The sequence below is a fragment of the Hyunsoonleella flava genome (assembly GCF_004310325.1).
GTDB classification, from domain to species: Bacteria; Bacteroidota; Bacteroidia; order Flavobacteriales; family Flavobacteriaceae; genus Jejuia; species Jejuia flava.
Window position 1 is genome coordinate 101,693 of sequence record NZ_SIRT01000011.1, and the last position, 21,197, is coordinate 122,889.

Sequence of the window (21,197 nt, forward strand, 5' to 3'; positions counted from 1 at the left end):
CATAAATAAAGAATGGAGCGAGTTCTTTATGAAAAGGAACTCGCTTTGTTCAATTTATAATTACTAACCATTAAAAATAAATATTATGTCATTATTAAACATGCCCCTTATAATGCAAGATACCGCCGCAGTTGAAGGCGATATGGGAATGTTATGGATGCTTATTTCTGGTATTCTGGTATTCTTAATGCAAGCAGGATTCACATTAGTGGAGTCTGGTATGACACGTTCTAAAAACGTAGTGAACATTGCAATGAAGAATGTATTGGATATCGCTGTAGGTTCTTTAGTGTTTTGGTTTATAGGTTACTCTTTAATGTATGGTGCATCTGATAGCGGATGGATAGGATGGAGTGGTTTTATGTTTAACCAAGGTCCAGCAGACTTATTCTTCCAAACTGTTTTCTGTGCAACAGCTGCGACTATTGTATCTGGAGCAATTGCTGGAAGAACTAAATATTCAACATACATTATATTTTCAGTGGTATTAACTGCCTTTATTTATCCGATTGCTGGTGGTTGGGAATGGAATGGTGGATGGTTAAATGATACAGATGGTATTATGCCAGCTGAGTTTATTGATTTTGCAGGTTCTTCTGTTGTACATGCCGTAGGTGGTTGGGCTGCATTAATTGCTGCTGCCTTAGTAGGGCCAAGACTTGGTAAGTACATTGATGGTAAAGCTGTTAACATACCTGGTCATAACAAACTATTGGCTGCACTCGGTGTATTTATCCTTTGGTTTGGATGGTTTGGGTTTAACGGTGGGTCTCAACTTGCTTGGGGTGGTGACGATGCAGTTGGCGCTTCAATGGTTGTTCTAGTTACCAACCTTGCTGCTTCTGCTGGTGCTTTAGGTGCTTTATTCTTGTCGTGGATTAAGTACAAAAAACCAAATATTGATATGACCCTTAATGGTGCTTTAGCTGGTTTAGTAAGTATTACAGCTGGTTGTGGCAACATGACTGAATTTGGTGCTATTACCGCTGGTTTTATCGGTGGAATTATTGTTGTTTTCTCGATGGAATTAGTTGAGCAAAAACTTAAAATTGATGATGCAGTAGGTGCGTTTTCAGTTCATGGTGTTGCTGGTGCATGGGGAACATTAGTTATTGGTCTTTGGGGAATTGACGGTGATGCTGGTATTGGTTTATTCAATGGTGGTGGTGCTGATCAATTTCTTGCACAGTTAATAGGTACATTAGCTTATGCTATATGGGCAGTAGCTACATCTTTTGTATTCTTAACGATACTTAAGAAAACTCTGGGATTAAGAGTTTCTGAAAAGGTTGAGATTGAAGGATTAGACCTTTCTGAGCACGGTGCTTTAGCTTATCCGGGTAAGAGACAGAGAGAAATAGAAAGCTAAAAATTTTCACTAATGCCCATAAGCATATGGCATTTGAGAAAATCATATAAACTTAAAGATTTATATATTAGTTAGTTTGATAAAAAAGGATGCTTTTCACTATAAAAAAAGCATCCTTTTTATACGTTTTTTAAAAAAGTAATAATAGTTTTTTATTAATAGAGCAATATTCTTAGTCACCTAAATATTTTTCTATTTTTGAAATCTTACTAATCAAAATAAGGCATATTATGAAGAAAATCGAAGCAATTATTAGAAAGTCAAAATACAGCGCTGTTAGAGATGCTTTGCATGCTGTGGGCGTTAATTTTTTCTCATACTGGGACGTAACAGGTTTGGGTAATGAGAAAGAGGGGCATGTATACAGAGGGGTGTCTTACAGCACAAGTGATATACAACGTAGATATTTATCAATTGTGGTAAATGATGACTTTGAAGACATAACAATTAAAACAATTTTAGAATCTGCTGCTACCGGAGAAGTTGGTGATGGGAAGATATTCGTTTCAGATGTGGATGAGTGTTACAGAATCAGAACAGGAGAAAAAGGAGGAGATACTTTAAAATAAAACCAAAATATTCAAAATAGACAAATAATTAATTATGGAAGGATTATTTACAGCAAATAACGTATGGATGATGATCTGTACAGCACTCGTTTTCTTTATGCATACAGGATTTGCGTTCTTAGAGATAGGTCTAACAAGACAAAAAAACACAATCAATATTTTATTTAAAAACATATTTATTATTACCGTAGGGTTGCTATTGTACTATCTAGTAGGTTTTAATTTGATGTATCCAGGATTTGAAGAAGGTTCAGCAGGATTTTTTGATTTTGCTGGATTCGGGATAGCTCCTCCAGAGAATGGAATGACACCAGAATATGCTGATGGGGGTTATACATGGTGGACAGACTTCTTATTCCAAGGCATGTTTGCAGCTACAGCAGCTACCATTGTTTCAGGAGCCGTCGCTGAACGTATGAAGATCGGACCTTTTATGATGTTTACAGTGTTATACGTGGGTATAGTATATCCACTTGCAGGTTCATGGAAATGGGGTGGTGGATTTTTAGATATGAGAGAAACACCTTTTTACGACTTTGCAGGTTCAACTTTAGTACACTCTGTTGGTGGTTGGGCAGCTTTAATAGCTGTTTGGTTATTAGGATCTAGAATTGGAAAGTTTAAAGACGGTAAACCACAAGCTATTCCAGGTCATAGTATTCCTATGGCAACAGCAGGTGTATTAATCCTTTGGTTAGGATGGTTTGGATTTAATGGTGGTTCTGTACTTTCTGCAGATCCTGAATTAACGTCTTTAACATTGGTAACAACATGTTTGGCTGCAGCTGCAGGTGGTGTGGTTGCTGCTTTTGTTTCGTTTTTGAAATATAAGAATTTAGATTTAACCATGTTCCTAAACGGAATACTAGGAGGTTTAGTTGGTATTACAGCAGGTGCAGACCAAATGAGTCCTGAAAATGCTATTGCCATTGGTGCTATTGCTGGTGCTTTAATTGTATTTGCAGTTGCATTTATTGATGCTATTAAATTAGATGATCCAGTAGGAGCCATTGCAGTACACTTAATCTGTGGTATTTGGGGGACACTTGCAGTTGGAATCTTTGGATCATTGGCTGGTGTAGATCAGTTTGTTAGTCAATTAGTAGGTGTTTTATCTTATGCTGCAATATGCGTGCCTTCTGCATTTATTATATTCTTTATAATGAAGAAAACAGTAGGAATAAGAGTTTCTGAAAGAGAAGAATTGGAAGGGCTTGATGCTCATGAGCATGGAATGGATGCTTATCCAGATTTCCGATTAAACGAGCATTAATATTTTATCAGTTTAGTTGATGCAAAAATGCCTCGCGAATAGCGAGGCATTTTTATTTTATGAGATTTAGAATATGTTTTGGATTTGAAAAAGTCTCTAATTATCGTTTTGCACACTGCTTTTTTAAGCTTGCCGTTATTTTTAAAATCGACAGCAATAAAATCTATCCCTAGTTGGGAAGTTATTCTATAATCCTATAAATCATTCCCAAGATATCTTACTTTAACGTGTCTTCTTATCATGGTACATAGTATCAATTCTATTTTAGTTCTAAAAGAAAACCCTAATTTACAAATAGTATAATAGGGTTTTTTAAATGGATATGTTATTTACTTTTATGCCGAATTTCTACTCGCATTAATATTGCCAAACAGAGATCGTGTTACTATTTTTTCAAAAATCACCTTTTCTGGATCATCTTTTGGAACACCTGCTTTTTCAAATTCTTGAATTTTCTTCAAAGCATATTGCTGAATGGTTAATAATGGTAAAACGATATGTTCTCTTACCTCAATTGAGGCTTTACTTGTTGGCTCGTTTTCCATAAGCTCATCATACCCCGATAATTTAAGTAATAAGCGCTCTGTGGTAAGGTATTCTTCGTAGATAATTTTCCAAAACTCACCAAACTCTTCATCTTTTGACATGTATTTTGTTAAATCGAAGAACGATTTGGTCAAAGACATCATACTATTATCAATTAATGTTTTAAAGAATTTAGAGTTGGTGTATAACTGCACAACCTTATCCCATTCGCCTCTATCTTCATATAACTTTAAAGCGGTACCAACACCATAAAAACCAGGGACGTTTTGTTTTAACTGACTCCAAGAACCTACAAACGGAATAGCTCTTAAATCAGAGAAGACTAGTTTGTCAGATTTACCACGTTTAGATGGTCTACTGCCTATATTGGTTTTTGCATAGTATTTTAGGGTACTCATACGCTCCAAGTATGGTATGAACATAGGATGACTTTTAAAGTCTTTGTAGGTTTGGTAGCTGGTTTCGGCAAGATCATCCATTACAGCTCTATCTTTATCAGATAAGAGATTCTTCTCCCCATCAATTCTGTTTTTTATTCCAGAACTAATTAATTGCTCAAGATTATATTGAGACGAATCATTTGTTCCAAAATTAGAGCTTACCGTTTGTCCTTGTATGGTTACCTGTACTTCTTTATCTTCAATAGTAGGACCTAAAGACGAGTAGAAGTTGTGTGTTTTTCCACCACCTCTTGCTGGTGGGCCACCTCTACCATCAAAAAATATGGCTGTAATATCATATTTTCTAGACATTGCTGTCAATAACTCTTTGGCCTTGTAAATACCCCAGTTTGCCATTAAATATCCGCCATCTTTCGTGCCGTCGGAGAAACCTAGCATAATGTGCTGTTTACTACCTCTTGCCCTTAGATGTTTCATATATTCTGGATTTTGATATAATTGCTCCATCACACCTGGTGCGTTTTCTAAATCTGGAATGGTTTCAAACAAAGGTGCAATATCTACAGTAAGGGCATCTTTAAAACCAACTATTTTAAGCATTGCAAAAAGCTGCATTACATTTAGAGCCGTTTGGTTATTGCTAATGATGTATCTGTTTGCACCGCGTTCGCCATTACTATCCTGAATGCCTTTGATTATGGCGATGGTTTTGAGTGTGTTTTTTACCATTTCATCTTCAAAAATATCTAAATCTTCAATGTCGTCATTTGCTTTTGATAAAATTTCAATTTGTTCAGCTTCAGATAAATCGTGATAGTTTTTTGGGAAAGATTTACTGCCTTTTTCAATTAAATAATCAATTACAGTAGTGAATACAGCATGATGAATTCTACTATCTTGTCTTATATCAAGTGTTGCAAATCTATAGCCAAACAAATGCACTCTGTTTATTAAGCTATTGATTTCATTGACGTAAAGCGATTGATGTTGCTCTACCACAAGGTTTCTAATAACAAACAATTCTTTGATAAACTCTTCTAATGTGATTGCCTTTTTTGTTTTTAAATCTATACTGTATTCATACATTATAGTTTCTAAGCGTATTACTTTATCCTCTACGCCTCTAAAGGTTAGCTTTTTTCTTAAATCTCTTAAATCTTCGTAATACTTTTTAAGAATGGAGCGTTTTAATTTATTTGCAACTTTTAGAGTGGTTTTTGGTTTAACAAATGGATTTCCATCTCTATCACCACCAGGCCAAAAACCAATATTTATAATATCATTGTGCTTTTTGCCATCGGCATAAATATTGGTTTGAATATAGTTATATATATCACCAAAAGTTTTGTAAAATACATTTTCTAAGTACCACATAAGGCTTTTTGCTTCAGCGTATGGTGTGGGTTTTTTATGTTTAAAAAACGGTGTTTTTCCAAGTTGGCCAAAAAGATTGTTTATACCAGATAAATCATTTTCTTTAATTGCTTTGGTTAAGGAAGTAATAATACCTAAAACCGAACCTGGATAAAACTGAGTAGGGTGGGCTGTTAAAACAATACGCACCTTAAATTCTTCTAAAAAGGCTTTAAGTTCGTCCATTTTTCCTTCAGACATGGCAGACCCTTTCAGGTTTCTAAGTGTACCAACACCATCCATATTGTTTACAACAGGGAAAGCGGCGTCCTCTATGGCATCAAATAAAACTACCTGTCTTTCAATATATTGAATAAACCTGAACAACAAGTTTATTTGGCTTTGCTTATTACGTCTTGCTTGATATTTAGTAAAAAAAGTTTCTACAATGGTAGTAGGGTCATCCCCATTTTCAAAACCTTTCTTGCAGGTTTCATGAAATAACGGCAATAAAACACCAGTTTTTGTAACGGCATCAAAAGGTAATGTCATAAATATACTGTTGTATATATTATACTTGGACAATACGGTTTGATTAAATCTAATTAACTTTGGTTCTACAGACATATATTCAGCTTTAGTAAAATGAGTCGTAAAAATACTAAAGGATTGTGTAACCTACCAGTCCATTAAAAGTTTTGTCAATATTTGTGATTTAAGGAATTATGGTTGTGAATAATTAAATAAAAAACGTACAATCTCAATATCTTTTTAATTAACATCGTTGGAAAACTGGTTTTCAGACTATTGTAAGATTGCTGTAATTGTTGAAGGAAGAATAAGGAGTCTTAATTGTGGATTTTTCGTTTTTGATTTTTTTAAATATTACTGCCTTTGATTAACAATAACTTAACGATTTAATTAAAAGATTAAAGGTCTTTTATTCGGGTTTATTTTTATTCAAAATAGGGTACCACCAATCTTTTTTATTAAGATATTTGTACCATAAAGCTTAATTAGCGACAACCAACCATGTTTTTGTAATTAAACATTTAAGAACTAAATGGACTTAGTAAAGGAAATAAACCGACTTAAAAAAGAAAAAAATGCGGTGATTTTAGCCCATTATTACCAAGTAGGCGAAATTCAGGATATTGCGGACTATGTAGGTGATAGTTTAGGTTTGTCGCAAAAAGCTGCTGAAACGGATGCAGATATGATTGTGTTTGCAGGTGTGCATTTTATGGCCGAAACCGCTAAAATATTAAGTCCGTCAAAAACCGTAGTGTTGCCAGATTTAAACGCCGGTTGTTCTTTGGCAGATTCTTGTCCACCAGAAGCTTTTGAAAAATTTACCAAAGCCCATCCAGATCACGTAGTGATTACCTACGTAAATTGTTCTGCAGAAATTAAAGCGCTAAGTGATATTGTTTGCACCTCGTCAAACGCTCTTAAAATTGTAGAATCTATTCCAAAGGAAACACCAATTATTTTTGCTCCAGATAAAAATTTAGGTCGATATATCATTAATGAAACGGGAAGAGATATGTTACTATGGGACGGCAGTTGCATTGTGCATGAAGCTTTTTCTATGGAAAAATTAATTCAGTTGCACAAAAAATATCCCGACTATAAAATTATAGCACATCCAGAATCTGAAACACATATTTTAGATACTGCTACCTATATTGGTTCTACTTCTGGAATGATAAATTATGTGAAAGCGCATCAAGATCAAAAATTTATCGTGGCTACCGAAGCAGGAATACTTCATAAAATGCAACAGGAAATGCCCAATACCGAGTTAGTTCCGGCACCTGCAAAGGAAGATAATACCTGTGCATGTAGCGAGTGTCACTTCATGAAAATGAATACCATGCAAAAACTTTATGATTGTATGCTCAATGAGTCTCCACAAATAGAAGTAGACCCGGCAATCATTGAACGGGCGCTGTTACCTATTGAGCGTATGCTTGAGCTTTCAAAATAAATTATGATTATTACTGATTATCTGGTTATTGGTTCAGGAATAGCAGGCTTAACGTTTGCTGTTAAAATTGCTGAAGAATTTCCAGAACGGAAAGTAGTGATTGTAACCAAGGATAGCGAAGATGAATCCAATACCAAATACGCCCAAGGAGGTGTGGCTATAGTCTTAGATAAAGACCAAGATTCTTTTAAAAAACATATTAAAGACACCTTGATTGCGGGAGATGGATTATGCGATGAAGCTGTAGTAAAAATGGTAGTTGAAGAAGGGCCTAAACGACTGGAAGAGCTATTATTATGGGGTGCAAATTTTGATACTGACCCTGACGGGGCTTTTAGTTTAGGGAAGGAAGGCGGGCATTCTGAATACAGGATTATTCACCATAAGGACATCACAGGTTACGAAATTGAACGTGCTTTGTTAACACGTGTGCGTCAATTACCAAATATAGAATTATTGCCTTATCACTTCGCCATTGATTTAATTACAGATCATCATATAAAAGATTCTGGAGTAAAACCGAAAACGTGTTATGGAGCTTACGTGCTCAACCAAAAAACTGGATATATTTTTACTGTAAAGGCAAATAGTACCTTATTGGCTACAGGTGGTATAGGTAAAGTTTATGGACATACTACCAACCCAACAATTGCTACTGGAGATGGTATTGCCATGGCGTATCGCGCAAAAGCACGTGTTAAGGATATGGAATTTGTACAATTTCATCCTACAGCTTTATATGATGTGGAAGGTGGTTCCTCATTTTTAATTTCGGAAGCCGTTAGGGGTTTTGGTGCCTATTTAAGAAATAAAAAAGGCTACAGGTTTATACCTGATTATGATGATAGGGCGGAATTAGCTTCAAGGGATATTGTGTCTCAAAGTATTGACAATGAGCTTAAGAAGTCTGGAGACGCTCACGTATTTTTGGATTGTACCCATTTAGATATAGAGAAGTTTAAAAAGCATTTTCCAAATATTTATGATAAATGTTTAGAAAACCATATTGATATTGAAACGGATTGGATTCCTGTTGTGCCTGCCTCCCATTATTTATGCGGTGGGATTCAGGTGGATAAAAAAGGAAAAACAACACTAGAAAATTTATTTGCCTGTGGTGAATGCACCCGTACAGGACTTCATGGTGCTAACAGGCTGGCATCAAACTCCCTATTAGAAGCATTGGTATACGCTCATAATATTTACAAGTACCATTCAAAACATAAATTAGAAGCTGTAAATGTAGAAATTCCGCTTTGGAATGAAGAAGGCACGGTAATTACCAAAGAACATGTTTTAATTCAGCATAATTTAAAAGAACTGCAAGCATTAATGCGCGACTACGTAGGTATTGTTAGGAATAATGCGCGTTTAAAAAGAGCAGTAAAACGTTTGGATGTAATTTATACCGAAGTTGAGGATTTGTATCGCGAATCAAAAGTGACGACTTCATTATGTGAATTAAGAAACATGATAAACGTTGCCCATTTAATTATTAATCAATCTTTAGAGCGAAAAGAAAATAAGGGTGGTTATTTTAATAGTGATAACATCAATGTGATTGTAGGTTAGTTGTTATGTATAAAAAAAGAAAAGGCGCTTCCCTCAAAGCGCCTTCTTTCCTTTTTGGAACAAAAAAAGGTCTATTTACTAAGCATTAGCAGTTCGTTGCAAATTACCTCAGTAATATAACGTTGGTTACCATTTTTATCTTCATAACTTCTGTTGGTCAATTTGCCCTCAACGGCAATTTCCTTTCCTTTAGAAATATAGTTTTCAACTACATTTACTAATCCACCTCTCACAACCACATTGTGCCAATAAGCGCGTTCTACTTTGTTGCCACTTTTATCTTTGTAGCTGTCGTCTGTGGCAATCGAAAATTTTGCAATTTTATTGCCATTGCTGAAGTTAATAATTTCAGGATCTTGTCCTAATCTACCAATCAACTGTACTTTGTTTCTAAGTGCGTTCATAATTTTAAATTTTAATGTTTAACAGTTAATACCATCGAGTTCTTATGTTTCGACACTGCAAATATGTAACAGCATTGAAAAGTTATTCGGTGATTACGCATTTAAATTCGTTTGTAAATATTTGTAGTCGTTTGTAAACGGATAATAATTATTGTATATTTGGCAAGAACATTAGTAAATATGGGGTTTCATGACATCATTAATCAATTAGAAAGCAATCAAGAGGTTTTTGACAATCTTTTAAAAAATAAAACCGATTACCATTATAATTGGCGTCCAAAACCTGAAAAGTGGAATCTTTTAGAGATAGTTTGCCATCTTTTAGACGAAGAAATTTTGGATTTTAGGGCACGTGTAAAACATGCTTTGGAATACCATGAAAATGAGTTGGTACCGATTGACCCCGAAGGTTGGGTAAAAACCCATAATTATAAAAGTAAGGATTACCACCAAACACTTAAATTGTTTTTAAAAGAACGTACTAACTCCATTGTATGGTTAAACCAACTTAAGGATGTTGATTGGGATAGTTCATTGAGTCATCCGCACCTTGGGAATTTATCAGCAGAACTGTTTTTAAGAAACTGGTTGGCTCATGATTATTTACATATCAGACAAATACTAAGATATAACCATAGCCTTTTAAAGTTGTCTTCAAAAATTGAATTAAATTATGCTGGTGATTGGTAAAATAATTAAAAAATGAAATTTCATATTGAGACAGAGCGTTTGATTTTAAGAGAACTCCGATTGACAGATTTAGACGGTATGTTTGAATTAGACTCCAATCCAGAAGTTCACAAATATTTGGGTAACAAACCCGTTAAAACTAGATCTGAATCTCAGAAAATTATAGAAAGTGTTTTAAATCAATATAAAGATCGTGGCATTGGGCGCTGGGCGGCTATTGAAAAATCGTCAGGAGATTTTATTGGTTGGTCTGGAATTCGACTTAACCAAGAATATAATATGAATGGTTTTACCAAATACTACGATGTAGGTTACAGACTGATTCCAAAATTTTGGGGCAAAGGGTATGCTACCGAATCTGGAAAGGCAGCAATTGATTATGCATTTAATGAAATGGGGCTTTCTAGAATTTATGCCACCACGGAAATAGGAAATCAAGCGTCGCATAATGCACTTTTAAAAATTGGGTTGACGTATTTGAATGACTTCTATTTTGAACCAGAACAACTGCAATTACGTTGGTATAAAATGGAAAAACCTGAATAAGGTAGTTTTAAATTAAAAAAGAATTGATAGAAATGGAAAAGCAGTGTTTGGAATGTGGCGATAAAATTGTTGGTAGAATCGATAAGAAATTCTGTAGCGATGGTTGTAGAAATGCCTATAACAATCGCATAAATAAAGACAGTAAAAACCTTATCAGGAATACTAATAATCGTTTACGAAAAAACCACAGGATTTTAGAAAGACTCAATCCTGATGGTAAAGTTACGCGCTCTAAAGCAACACTTGTTGAAATGGGATTTGACTTTAACTATTTCACGAGTATTTATACAACAAAAGCGGGTAAAGTATACTATTTTGTTTACGATCAAGGCTACTTGCCCATTGAAGGCGATTATTATGCGCTGGTGAAACGAAAGAAGTAAAACGTGTAACGGATTAAAAAATTAAGATACTTATATAACAAACAGCTAACCCATTTAAATGCCAGAACAAATTATAGTTCCCATAGTTATAGTAGTTATCATTATCACTATTGGAATTCTCGTTTACTACTTTAGTAAAAAACAAAAAATACTCAGAAAGCTTTCAAAGTTAAAGCGCAAGGATATTCTTCAGTTTAGAACCAACGAACCCACCAAAGTTACAGGTAAAGTATTGCATGTACATGAGCCATTTGTCGCGCCATTTAGTAAACGAAAATGTGTGGCTTACGAGTTTAAGATTCAGCAGCGAAAAAAGCGAGGAAAAAACTCCTATTGGAAAACATTGGTGGATGAAAAAAACATTCAAGACTTTTTTATTGAGCAAAAAGGAGAGGTAGCCATGATAAAACCGCAAACAGATCCATTAAATTTTGAAATATATTTGGTGGAGGATGAACATGTGTCCTCAGGTTTTTTTAATGCACCAACAGCTGAATTTAAAAATTTATTACAAGCCTATAATATTAACAGTAGAAATCTTTTAGGATTTAATAAACGGCTACGATACACCGAGCGCATACTAGAAGTTGGCGAAACGGTAACTGTTGGTGGTATTGCCAAATGGAAGGCAGTAGATATAACTATCGATGGCTACAACTATTCTAAAATTGCAACCTTAGAAAGTATAAAGGAACAAGAGATAATAATTACCGATTTGCCCAAAGCAAGACTTCAAAAAAGAGAACGTCTATAAAACTATTTCCAAGTTTGTCCCTTAAGTTTCATAGCGGCTTTTAGAACATCTTTTTGACTTATTTGCCCTACCAGTTTACCATTTTCAACTATTGGGAAACGACGACGCTTTGCCTCTAAAAATTTCTTAGCAGCGTCAAATATATTCATATTACCGTCTATAGTTTCAACATTACCTACCATGTGTTTTTCTATGGTTTGGTCTTGCATTGGCATATTATAGTAGCGGCTTTCGCTTATTTGCTTGATGCAGTCTCCTTCTGAAATGATACCGATTAACTCCTGTTTCTCGTTAACCACTGGGCCTCCGGAAATTCTATTTTTAATTAAAGCCTGCATTACGCTTTCAATAGACTGATCAGGAGTAAAGGTTATCAAATTTCTCGTCATGTAGTCACTCACCTTTAGTGGTGTGTTGTCAGCTGCTGTTGATTGTTGTCTTCTCGACCCTTGAAAACTTTTAATGCCCATAATATTCAAATTTTGTTAAACTTAAATATAGATAAAAATAATTAGTTTTCCTAAAACAGTGATTTATGGGCAGCTAGCAGGCATTATTTTGTATTTTTATAAATACAAATAAACTAAACTAAGATTATGATGAAGAAAGCTGTTGCAGTTATACTCATAATACTTGCTATCTATTGGAGTTTTTCGGCCATTATCCCAAGTAAAATTTCTAGTATGGATGCGCCAAACGCTCAGTTTTCAACCCAGCGTGCGCTTGTGCATCTTAAAGAAATCTCTAAAACCCCACATTTTTTAGGGAGCGAAGCACATCAAGAGGTGCAAAATTACATTGTTACAGCACTGGAGCATCTTGGTATTGAAACCCAATTACAAACCGATTACGCAATTGGTGAATGGGGGAATTTTTCAAAACCAACAAACATCCTAGGTAGGATTAAAGGTAGCGAAAAAGGAAAGGCTTTGTTGTTATTGACGCATTATGATAGTCATCCACATTCTTCCTTTGGTGCTAGTGATGCAGGTTCTGGTGTCGTTACGATTCTAGAAGGGTTACGTGCTTTTTTAAGCACAAACAAAACACCAAAAAATGATATTATTATTTTAATTACCGATGGTGAAGAGCTAGGGCTTAATGGTGCCGATATTTTTGTAAATAAACATCCGTGGGCCAAAGATGTAGGGCTAGCGGTAAATTTTGAAGCAAGAGGAAGCGGCGGACCAAGTATTATGCTGGTTGAAACCAATAAAGGAAATGCTAATTTAATTAAGGGCTTTGTAAATGCAAATCCAGAATTTCCTCTAGGAAACTCGTTGTTTTACAGTATTTATAAACTACTACCGAATGATACAGATTTAACCAGGTTTAGGGAAGATGCCGATATTGATGGTTTCAATTTTGCATTTGTAGACGATCACTTTGATTACCATACAGCATTGGATACTTATGATAGGCTGGACAGAAACACTCTAGAGCATCAAGGGTCATATCTTATGGCGATGCTCAACTATTTTAGCGCGGCAAATTTGGATGAGCTAAAAAGCATTGATGATCTTGTATATTTTAACGTGCCATTTTTAAAAATGGTCACTTATCCGTATTCATGGATTTTGCCACTTTTTATTTTAGCCGTTTTAGTTTTTGCGCTTTTGCTTTTTTATGGGCTTAACAAACGTAAAATTGAGATGAAACCCGTTGGTAAGGGGTTTGCTGCTTTTTTTGGAGCATTAATGGCTTGTGTAGTTTTGGGAGTTTTCGGATGGAAATTACTGCTACTACTTTACCCACAATATAGCGAGATGTTACATGGGTTTACCTATAATGGTCACACCTACATCTCGGCTTTTGTTTGCATAACCTTAGCATTATGCTTATTGGTTTACAGCAAAGTGTATAAACCAGAAAATGCTGCAAGTTTAATGGTGGCACCATTGTTTTTTTGGCTTGTAATTTCCGGTATTATTGCTTTTAAATTAAAGGGTGCTAGTTTTTTTATTATTCCGGTGTATTTTGGCTTGTTAAGTTTCTTTATACTATTAAAAAGAAAAAAGCCAAGATTGGTGTTACTTACTTTATTAGGCTTTCCTATGTTGTTTGTCTTTTCGCCAATGGTACAAATGTTTCCGGTAGGCTTAGGGCTAAAGATGCTGGTGACCTCCACTGCGTTTGTGGTTTTAATGTTTGGGCTCTTAATTTCGGTATTTGCGTTTTTCAGACATAAAAAACGTTGGGGTTATCTCTTTTTGCTGTTTGGCTTGTATTATTTGGTAAGTGCACATTTTAAGTCTGATTTTAATAGAGAAAGACCAAAACCCAATAGTTTAATGTATGTTTTGGATGCGGATACTAATTCCGCAAAATGGATGACTTACGATACGGTGCTGGACGATTGGACGGCTCATTTTTTCAACAAAACCTCTAAGGATACCATTGGTATTGTGTTTAGCAGTAAGTATAATACCAAAATACAGTTTGCTAAGACCACCGAGGTTAAACCAATACCACAGCCTGTTATTGAAATTGCAAATGACACCGTGGTAGGTGCGTTTAAAACTGTAGATATTTGTGTTACGCCTCTTCGCGATGTGCAACGCATGGAGTTTTTTGCAGATACAAGCTATATGTTTTACAGAATAAAAATAAATGGAATGGATGTAAAACCCGATAAAGATGGTACTGTTTTTAACAAACGAAAAAGTAATAGGCTGCTTAGATACTACGTTTCTAAAAACGAACCTTTAGAACTGCAAATTACCGTTCCTAAGGAGCAAAGCACGGAGTTTTTGCTTTACGAGGCTTCCTATAATTTAATGGATCATGAACTGTTTGATATTCCAGACCGTTACCCAAGAATGATACCCAAACCTTTTGTGCTAAATGATGCGGTGGTGATTAAAGAAAGGATTGTTGTGCCTTAGTAGTGCATAAGTTTGAAAAATGAAAAAAACCATCGCTAATAATAATAAATCATTTAATATTCTGAATAAAAATCAATCTAAAAAATGAAAAAATCAATTCTAATTTTAACTTTCATCTTATCATTTGTAACGTTATGCAACGCTCAAAAAATCGAAATGGAAAAAGTGTTTGGAGGTTACAAATACTCTCAAGACGGAAACCTTATGACAATGAAGGATTTGGTGAAAACCATGGCGTCTAACCAAGAAGCGTTTGAGCTTATTAAAAAAGCACAGTCTAATAATACACTGGCTTCAATTATTGGCTTTGCAGGAGGCGGACTCATTGGTTGGCCCATTGGAACTGCTGCAGGTGGTGGTGATGCAAATTGGGCTTTAGCGGGTATTGGAGCAGGACTTGTAGCTATTGCCATCCCCATTTCTTCCAGAGTGAATAAAAACGCAAAATCAGCTGTTGAATTATATAATGCATCCTTAAATACTACCTCTTATAACAGTTTTAAGCCTAAGTTTAAAATTATTGGGAACAGAACTGGAATTGGGCTGTGTATGAACTTTTAAAAACACACTTGTAACAATTAATAAACTTTTAAGAGATTAAGTCCCAATTTTTTATAGTTTTGGGCTTCAAATTAAATTAAACGATAATGAAACGAATTATGTTGGTAGTGTTGTTTGCTATAACCCTTCAAATGGGTGGGCAAAGTAACGCTGAATTGATTAAGCATTTTGAGGCTTACGGAAAGCAAATGCGTGCGCAAGGAGATGTGCAAGGTATCATAAATGCAATGACCCATTTAAATATTTTGGCGCCTTCTGAAGCTAGGAAAGATACGCTGGCTTACATTTATATGAGTGAAGGCCAGTATATGCAAGCCTTAAACACTATTGGAATAGACCCAAAAGTAGATGATTCAAATATTGCTGTTGAGGTAAAAGCCATGTCTTTAAAAGCTGTAAAGCAGCCAGAACGTGCTTTGGTACATTTTAATGAAATGTTTAAGAGAAACCCAAGTCCTGCCTTAGCTTATGAATTGGCAGAACTTAATTTGCAGGTTCAGAAACTGGATGAAGCATTGAAGCATATTAACTATGGTTTAGCCAATGCAAAACCAGATATGAAACATGCATATTATGAAAAGCAAACACCATATCAAGTAGAGCTTAAAAGTGCATTTATGTACCTAAAAGCCTTACAGTTGTTTCAGCAAGACAGAGAAAACAACATTGATGCAGCCGTTGATATTTTAGACGATACCTTAAAGGCATCGCCTAATTTTAATTTGGTAAACCTTACCAAAAACGAATTGCTTAGGCAAAAACAAGTGATGCAGGCTCAAGCAGCTCAACCAAAACAGTAGGCTGGTTTAAAAACATACAATTAAAAAAAGGATATCGGTAGATATCCTTTTTTGTTTTTATGAATCATATTGGACATGCTCTAGTTAGGACGTACAATACGCTGTCCGTCTTTCTCAATCTTTTTATTAAGCTGAAAATTTAAGTTGGAGTAGGATACCAATAAATTCTTGATGGCTTCCGCTAATTCAGGTTTTGTTGTAGTGTGCATTTCGTGGGTGTCGTCCAGTTTGTAGAGCATGTTCTCTACGATGGTTATTCTCGATAATACAGATTGTGTTTTAAGTGTATCTGGAATAGCTTTGCGAAGCTCTTTTACCAATTCAAAAACAGCTTGTTCGTTGTCTTCAAAAAACGAGAAGTTGGCTTTTTTTATATTTTCAATGGCAGTTTGAAGTTGCTCATAAGGCTGCCATGGTTCGGCCAAAATCTCAACTTTTGGATCTAGGGAAAACTCTATGTATTTCAGTTTTTCAATATCGGCTTCAGTAATTAAGCTAACTTTGTTTTCGGACGTAACTTCTGCATTTTGTTGAGGCTTATTATTGCACGCCATTACCATAAAACAAAAACTTAATATGTTTAATACCCTTAACGTCATATGCTGCTTAAATTTATTGCTATCGTTGCAAATATAGATTTATGTTTTGATTAATTGTATATTTGACGAACCCTAAAATCTAGTTAAAATGTTCGATAATTTTCTTTTCAATGTAAATTACGGTATAAAGCATGTACTTGACATTAACGGCTACGATCATGTTTTATTTTTAATGGTACTTGCCATTCCTTATCTGTTTAAAGATTGGAAACGAGTGTTGTTGTTGGTCTCTATGTTTACACTTGGGCATACGCTCTCATTAGTATTGGCAGCTTACAACGTAGTAACGGTTGACGGTGCACTGGTAGAGTTTTTAATTCCTGTTACCATACTTGTCGCTGCGCTTTATAATGTTTTTACTGCTGGAAAAGGTGCCCAAAAAGAACGTGTGGGTGTACTCTTTATTACTACTTTGTTTTTTGGATTGATACATGGCTTGGGGTTTGCAAGGGAATTTCACATGCTTTTAGGAGAATCAGACAATAAGTTGGCATTGCTTTTAGAGTTTGCTTTAGGCATTGAGATAGCTCAGGTTATCATTGTGTTTGTAGTGTTGTTTGTGGGGTATCTGGTGCAGACCATTTTTAGGTTTTCTAAGCGAGATTGGATTATGGTTATTTCATCTATTGTTATTGGTTTGGTGATTCCGATGTTGATGGACAGTGAATTTTTAAGTAAAGCCTGAGCAAAATAACCAGTTTTGTAAAAACTTTAACGCCTGTAGATTAGTAATTAAAATATGAACATGCTATTTTCGTTATAGACTTTTGCGTTAGGGATTACAGTGATAGCTTTTGGCGAGGCGCGCATCGAGCCAAAACTACAAACGGAAAGCCCGACCCCGAGTACGAAATTAGTTTTAATCATTCATAGGTTTCATAGAGGGGAACGCCCAAATAAAAATTAATGCAGGACGAAAAACAACTAAAATACGACAAGGCTTATTTGCGGATTGCGCAGGAATGGGGAAAGTTATCGTATTGTAAGCGGAAACAGGTTGGTGCGATTATTGTGAAGGATAGAATGATAATTTCTGATGGTTACAATGGCACGCCAACAGGGTTTGAGAATTTTTGTGAAGATGATGAGGGCTACACCAAATGGTATGTGTTGCACGCCGAGGCAAACGCTATTTTAAAAGTGGCGGCCTCTACGCAATCGTGCAAAGGAGCTACCTTGTATATCACGCTTTCGCCATGTAAAGAGTGTAGTAAGTTGATTCACCAAGCGGGAATTGTTAGGGTGGTTTATAACAAGGCCTATAAGGATAAATCTGGGTTGAGTTTTTTAAAACGCGCCGGTATAGATTTACAATTAATAGAAGATTTAGAAGCATAATGCATTTTCATAAAAAATATTTGCCTTTAATACTGGGAGTGGCCATAGCTATTGGCATTTTTGTTGGTGGAAAGTTGAACTTTAGTGATGCACCAGACCGCTTGTTTACGGCTAATAGCAAAAAGGACAAATTGAATAGGCTTATAGATTATATAGAGTATGATTATGTAGATGATATTAATACCGATAGCATTGTAGATGTAACGGTAAACGGTATTTTGGAAAACTTAGACCCGCATTCGGTGTATATTCCCAGGGATGATATGGAGCGTGTTGCTGAAGAAATGCGCGGTAATTTTGTGGGTATAGGCGTTAGTTTCTACACCTATAAGGATACAATTGCAGTGATACGCCCTATTGAAAACGGGCCAAGTGCAAAAGCAGGTATAAAAAGTGGCGACCGTATTGTAATGGCGGATGCTGACACCTTAATAGGTGATGCTTTAAAGGATGGGGAATTAATAAAAAAATTAAAAGGTCCTTTGAATTCTAAAGTAGAGTTGAAGGTTTATAGAAGAGGTGAGCCAGAACTATTGACGTTTAAGGTAAAACGAAGCAAAATACCAATTAAAAGTGTAGATGCGTCTTATATGCTAACCGATAGTTTGGGATACATCAAGATAAATAAGTTTGCAGAATCTACCTATAAAGAGTTTAAGGACGGATTGGATAAGCTCATAGCGCAAGGTGCCACCAAAGTAGCACTAGATTTAAGAGACAATCCTGGAGGTAGATTGGATATTACCGAACGGATTTTAGACGAATTTTTAGAGGATGATAAACTTATTTTGTTTACTAAAAACAAGCGCGGTGATATTGAAAAAAGCTACGCTACTAGCAAGGGCGAATTTGAAACAGGTGAAGTGTTTGTGTTAATTGATGAAAACTCTGCATCGGCAAGTGAGATTGTTGCAGGTGCTTTGCAGGATAACGATAAAGGTACTATTGTAGGGCGTCGCTCTTATGGAAAAGGTTTGGTGCAGCGCGAAATGGATTTAGGTGATGGCAGTGCAGTGCGCTTAACGGTGTCAAGGTATTATACACCTACAGGTCGCTCTATTCAACGTCCGTATGATAAAGGCAACCGTGAATACTACGAGGATTACTATAAGCGTATTGAAAACGGTGAGCTTTCTGATGATACAAAGATTGAAGTTGCCGATTCTTTAAAATTCACTACTCCAAAAGGCAAAGTGGTTTATGGTGGCGGCGGTATTATTCCTGATGTGTTTGTACCTGTAGATAAATCCATGAATAACGAAACATTAACCTATCTAAAACGTAGAGGTGTCTTTGGATATTACACCTTTGAAACTTTAGAAAAAGATCGAAAAGCCTTTGATGGTTATACGCGTGAAGATTTTATAAATAATTTTAAGGTTACCGATGATATGCTTGTTGAGTTTCAGGATTATCTTAATGTAAGAACAGGCTCTAACATTACATTTGTGGCGTATCATGAAGAGGTAAAGCTATACCTAAAGGCTACCATTGCCGACCAACTTTTTGGTGATGGCGCTTTTGAGGAAGTTATCAATCAACGCGATATTATGATTGAAGAAGTGATACGGTTGAGTAAGGGGGAATAATTTTTAGTTTACAGTCTCAGTCTCAATAAAACATCATTCTGAAATCTTATCATGCACCTTAGTGTGCTTTCCGTCATTCCAAAGTGTTAAAATATCAGTAGCCACATGTGCTCCGCTTCCAGATGCTATAGAAAACTGACTGCGCCATCCTGCTAAAGTGCCAGCGACATAAAGATTTTCTTCAATTAAATGGTCTATATTTTTTAGCCAAATTCGGTCCTTTTCAATTTGAGCTCTAGGATGTGGTTCAATATACTTTTCTACACCTTTAATGCGCATCAAGTTTGTATAGCCTACAGCGATCACCACAATTTTAGATTCATAAGTGTTTTTGTTGGTGCGCACTTCAAAAGTATTATCTACTTTAGAAACTTCAAGAACCTTTTCTTTTTCAATCTGATTGACATGCGGATATAATTCAGCAAGTTGTTGCTTGCCACTTTCTAAAATGGATGCACCAGTAGTTCCGGGCACTAATCCCAATACATTATTAAACAACGCGGTTTGCAAATGTGAAGATTTTTGGTGTGTGATGATACTAACGGTTTTATCTTTCGCAAACGCTTTGTTTTTTGCAGAACCCAATACCAAGGCACAAGACATGCCTGCTGCACCACCGCCTATAATTAAAACATCATACATATTAAAAAAATTATTCATTAAGGCATAGCCTCGGTGTGTCCATTAAAGTTGTCATTCCTGCGAAGGCGGAAATCTAAAATAAAGAATTTTGGTTTTAACTTTTGAATCAAATAGAAATTCTTTATTTACGGCTTTTTACTTTTTCTTCAATACGTTTCGACGTTAATAAAATCAACATTAAGACAATGGCACACAATGATGCCAATATCGTAATCAACCCGACGATACTTTCACCTTCAAAAAGTGCATCGAAGTTAAGTTTTGTAGAATTATAAACGCCTAAAGCAAAGGCTAAAACTATAATGGTGTATGCAAAATATTTCATTGGTAATGGTTTTAATTACACAAATAACGCTTTAATGTTTTGGGCAAATAGTTTCACTGCAATAGCAAGTAATATAACACCAAATACCTTTCTAACGATATTAATGCCATTTGCGCCTAAAAAGCGTTCAATTTTAGATGATGTTTTTAGTACGATAAAGATAAAAATGACATTTAGAATTATGGCCACAATAATATTCTTTACTTCAAATTCAGCCCTTAAGGACAACAACGTGGTTAAACTTCCAGGGCCAGCCATTAAAGGGAATGCTAATGGGAAAATAGATGCTGTCATAGGGTTGGTCTCTTCTTGCTTATATAGTGTAATGCCCAAAATCATCTCTAAAGCAATAAAAAACAAAATAAAGGCACCTGCCACGGCAAATGAATTCACATCAATACCAATTAAATTCAAAATACTTTTTCCAAGAAACAAGAAAAGTATCATGATGCAACCCGCAATTAAGGAGGCTTTTCCACTTTGGATATGGCCTACCTTTTTACGCAAATCAATTACTATCGGTATGTTGCCAATAATATCAATTACAGCAAATAGTACCATAAAAGCTGTAAAAATTTCTTTAAAATTAAGTTGCATTACTTCAAATA

General features: G+C 35.4%; 22 protein-coding genes. 15 read left to right on the forward strand and 7 right to left on the reverse strand.

The genetic code is table 11. The annotated features are described in order from the left end of the window. Positions 1 to 85: 85 nt before the first annotated feature. From EYD45_RS12690 to EYD45_RS12700, 3 genes are all read left to right on the forward strand, one after another. The gene (locus EYD45_RS12690; protein WP_130964932.1) at positions 86 to 1,369 is read left to right on the forward strand and encodes an ammonium transporter; all 1,284 of its coding nucleotides are present in this window, start codon (positions 86 to 88) and stop codon (positions 1,367 to 1,369) included. A gap of 230 nt (positions 1,370 to 1,599) precedes the next feature. Next, complete coding sequence (locus EYD45_RS12695; RefSeq protein ID WP_130964933.1) at positions 1,600 to 1,938, forward strand: P-II family nitrogen regulator; 339 nt, start codon at positions 1,600 to 1,602, stop codon at positions 1,936 to 1,938. 34 nt (positions 1,939 to 1,972) lie between these two features. Next, positions 1,973 to 3,211 carry an ammonium transporter gene (locus tag EYD45_RS12700; RefSeq protein WP_130964934.1) on the forward strand — a complete coding sequence of 413 codons (1,239 nt, stop codon included), beginning with the start codon at positions 1,973 to 1,975 and terminating at the stop codon, positions 3,209 to 3,211. 335 nt (positions 3,212 to 3,546) lie between these two features. Here the strand turns inward: EYD45_RS12700 and EYD45_RS12705 are convergent, their stop codons facing one another. Beyond that, complete coding sequence (locus EYD45_RS12705) at positions 3,547 to 6,138, reverse strand: phosphoenolpyruvate carboxylase (protein WP_130964935.1); 2,592 nt, start codon at positions 6,136 to 6,138, stop codon at positions 3,547 to 3,549. A 436-nt stretch (positions 6,139 to 6,574) separates the two neighbouring features. Between EYD45_RS12705 and nadA the strand changes: the two genes are divergently transcribed. Next, the gene (gene nadA, locus EYD45_RS12710; RefSeq protein WP_130964936.1) at positions 6,575 to 7,501 is read left to right on the forward strand and encodes a quinolinate synthase NadA; all 927 of its coding nucleotides are present in this window, start codon (positions 6,575 to 6,577) and stop codon (positions 7,499 to 7,501) included. Between the two features lie 3 nt (positions 7,502 to 7,504). Further along, positions 7,505 to 9,073, forward strand: coding sequence for an L-aspartate oxidase (gene nadB, locus EYD45_RS12715; protein ID WP_165453933.1), 1,569 nt, complete (start codon positions 7,505 to 7,507; stop codon positions 9,071 to 9,073). 71 nt (positions 9,074 to 9,144) lie between these two features. Here the strand turns inward: nadB and EYD45_RS12720 are convergent, their stop codons facing one another. Continuing rightward, on the reverse strand, positions 9,145 to 9,477 hold the full coding sequence (locus EYD45_RS12720) for a single-stranded DNA-binding protein (RefSeq protein ID WP_130964937.1): 333 nt from the start codon (positions 9,475 to 9,477) through the stop codon (positions 9,145 to 9,147). Between the two features lie 159 nt (positions 9,478 to 9,636). On the opposite strand from EYD45_RS12720, the gene EYD45_RS12725 reads away from it, so the two are divergent. The 4 genes from EYD45_RS12725 to EYD45_RS12740 are packed head-to-tail and all read left to right on the forward strand — an operon-like array spanning position 9,637 to position 11,850. After that, positions 9,637 to 10,167: a DinB family protein gene (locus EYD45_RS12725; protein ID WP_130964938.1), complete on the forward strand. Its 531-nt coding sequence runs from the start codon at positions 9,637 to 9,639 to the stop codon at positions 10,165 to 10,167. A gap of 12 nt (positions 10,168 to 10,179) precedes the next feature. Further along, complete coding sequence (locus EYD45_RS12730; protein ID WP_130964939.1) at positions 10,180 to 10,713, forward strand: GNAT family N-acetyltransferase; 534 nt, start codon at positions 10,180 to 10,182, stop codon at positions 10,711 to 10,713. A gap of 32 nt (positions 10,714 to 10,745) precedes the next feature. Continuing rightward, positions 10,746 to 11,096: a hypothetical protein gene (locus EYD45_RS12735; protein ID WP_130964940.1), complete on the forward strand. Its 351-nt coding sequence runs from the start codon at positions 10,746 to 10,748 to the stop codon at positions 11,094 to 11,096. Between the two features lie 58 nt (positions 11,097 to 11,154). Then, positions 11,155 to 11,850: a hypothetical protein gene (locus EYD45_RS12740; RefSeq protein ID WP_130964941.1), complete on the forward strand. Its 696-nt coding sequence runs from the start codon at positions 11,155 to 11,157 to the stop codon at positions 11,848 to 11,850. A gap of 2 nt (positions 11,851 to 11,852) precedes the next feature. On the opposite strand, the gene EYD45_RS12745 is transcribed toward EYD45_RS12740, so the two are convergent. Then, a complete protein-coding gene (locus EYD45_RS12745) occupies positions 11,853 to 12,320 on the reverse strand; it encodes a CBS domain-containing protein (protein WP_130964942.1) in 468 nt (155 codons plus the stop codon). A gap of 126 nt (positions 12,321 to 12,446) precedes the next feature. On the opposite strand from EYD45_RS12745, the gene EYD45_RS12750 reads away from it, so the two are divergent. The 3 genes from EYD45_RS12750 (at position 12,447) to EYD45_RS12760 (ending at position 16,096) form a co-directional block, all read left to right on the forward strand. Continuing rightward, a complete protein-coding gene (locus tag EYD45_RS12750) occupies positions 12,447 to 14,735 on the forward strand; it encodes a M28 family peptidase (protein ID WP_130964943.1) in 2,289 nt (762 codons plus the stop codon). Positions 14,736 to 14,891: 156 nt separating this feature from the next. Further along, positions 14,892 to 15,296 carry a hypothetical protein gene (locus tag EYD45_RS12755; RefSeq protein WP_130964944.1) on the forward strand — a complete coding sequence of 135 codons (405 nt, stop codon included), beginning with the start codon at positions 14,892 to 14,894 and terminating at the stop codon, positions 15,294 to 15,296. 86 nt (positions 15,297 to 15,382) lie between these two features. Beyond that, positions 15,383 to 16,096, forward strand: coding sequence for a hypothetical protein (locus EYD45_RS12760; protein ID WP_130964945.1), 714 nt, complete (start codon positions 15,383 to 15,385; stop codon positions 16,094 to 16,096). Positions 16,097 to 16,176: 80 nt separating this feature from the next. Here EYD45_RS12760 and EYD45_RS12765 read toward each other — a convergent pair whose 3' ends face one another. After that, positions 16,177 to 16,695 (reverse strand): hypothetical protein, encoded by a 519-nt coding sequence (locus tag EYD45_RS12765; RefSeq protein WP_130964946.1) that lies wholly within the window; start codon positions 16,693 to 16,695, stop codon positions 16,177 to 16,179. Between the two features lie 88 nt (positions 16,696 to 16,783). Between EYD45_RS12765 and EYD45_RS12770 the strand changes: the two genes are divergently transcribed. From EYD45_RS12770 to EYD45_RS12780, 3 genes are all read left to right on the forward strand, one after another. After that, positions 16,784 to 17,380 carry a HupE/UreJ family protein gene (locus tag EYD45_RS12770; RefSeq protein ID WP_130964947.1) on the forward strand — a complete coding sequence of 199 codons (597 nt, stop codon included), beginning with the start codon at positions 16,784 to 16,786 and terminating at the stop codon, positions 17,378 to 17,380. Between the two features lie 221 nt (positions 17,381 to 17,601). Further along, a complete protein-coding gene (locus EYD45_RS12775; RefSeq protein WP_130964948.1) occupies positions 17,602 to 18,033 on the forward strand; it encodes a deoxycytidylate deaminase in 432 nt (143 codons plus the stop codon). Continuing rightward, the gene (locus EYD45_RS12780) at positions 18,033 to 19,622 is read left to right on the forward strand and encodes a S41 family peptidase (RefSeq protein WP_130964949.1); all 1,590 of its coding nucleotides are present in this window, start codon (positions 18,033 to 18,035) and stop codon (positions 19,620 to 19,622) included. Before EYD45_RS12775 ends, EYD45_RS12780 begins: the two co-directional genes overlap by 1 nt. A gap of 33 nt (positions 19,623 to 19,655) precedes the next feature. Here the strand turns inward: EYD45_RS12780 and EYD45_RS12785 are convergent, their stop codons facing one another. The 3 genes from EYD45_RS12785 to EYD45_RS12795 all read right to left on the reverse strand — a co-directional run bounded on the left by EYD45_RS12785 (position 19,656) and on the right by EYD45_RS12795 (position 21,186). Further along, entirely contained in the window at positions 19,656 to 20,264 is a 609-nt protein-coding gene (locus EYD45_RS12785) for an NAD(P)/FAD-dependent oxidoreductase (RefSeq protein ID WP_130964971.1), read from the reverse strand. Between the two features lie 121 nt (positions 20,265 to 20,385). Next, positions 20,386 to 20,589 carry a hypothetical protein gene (locus EYD45_RS12790; protein ID WP_130964950.1) on the reverse strand — a complete coding sequence of 68 codons (204 nt, stop codon included), beginning with the start codon at positions 20,587 to 20,589 and terminating at the stop codon, positions 20,386 to 20,388. Positions 20,590 to 20,604: 15 nt separating this feature from the next. After that, on the reverse strand, positions 20,605 to 21,186 hold the full coding sequence (locus EYD45_RS12795) for a MarC family protein (protein WP_130964951.1): 582 nt from the start codon (positions 21,184 to 21,186) through the stop codon (positions 20,605 to 20,607). Positions 21,187 to 21,197 lie beyond the last annotated feature (11 nt).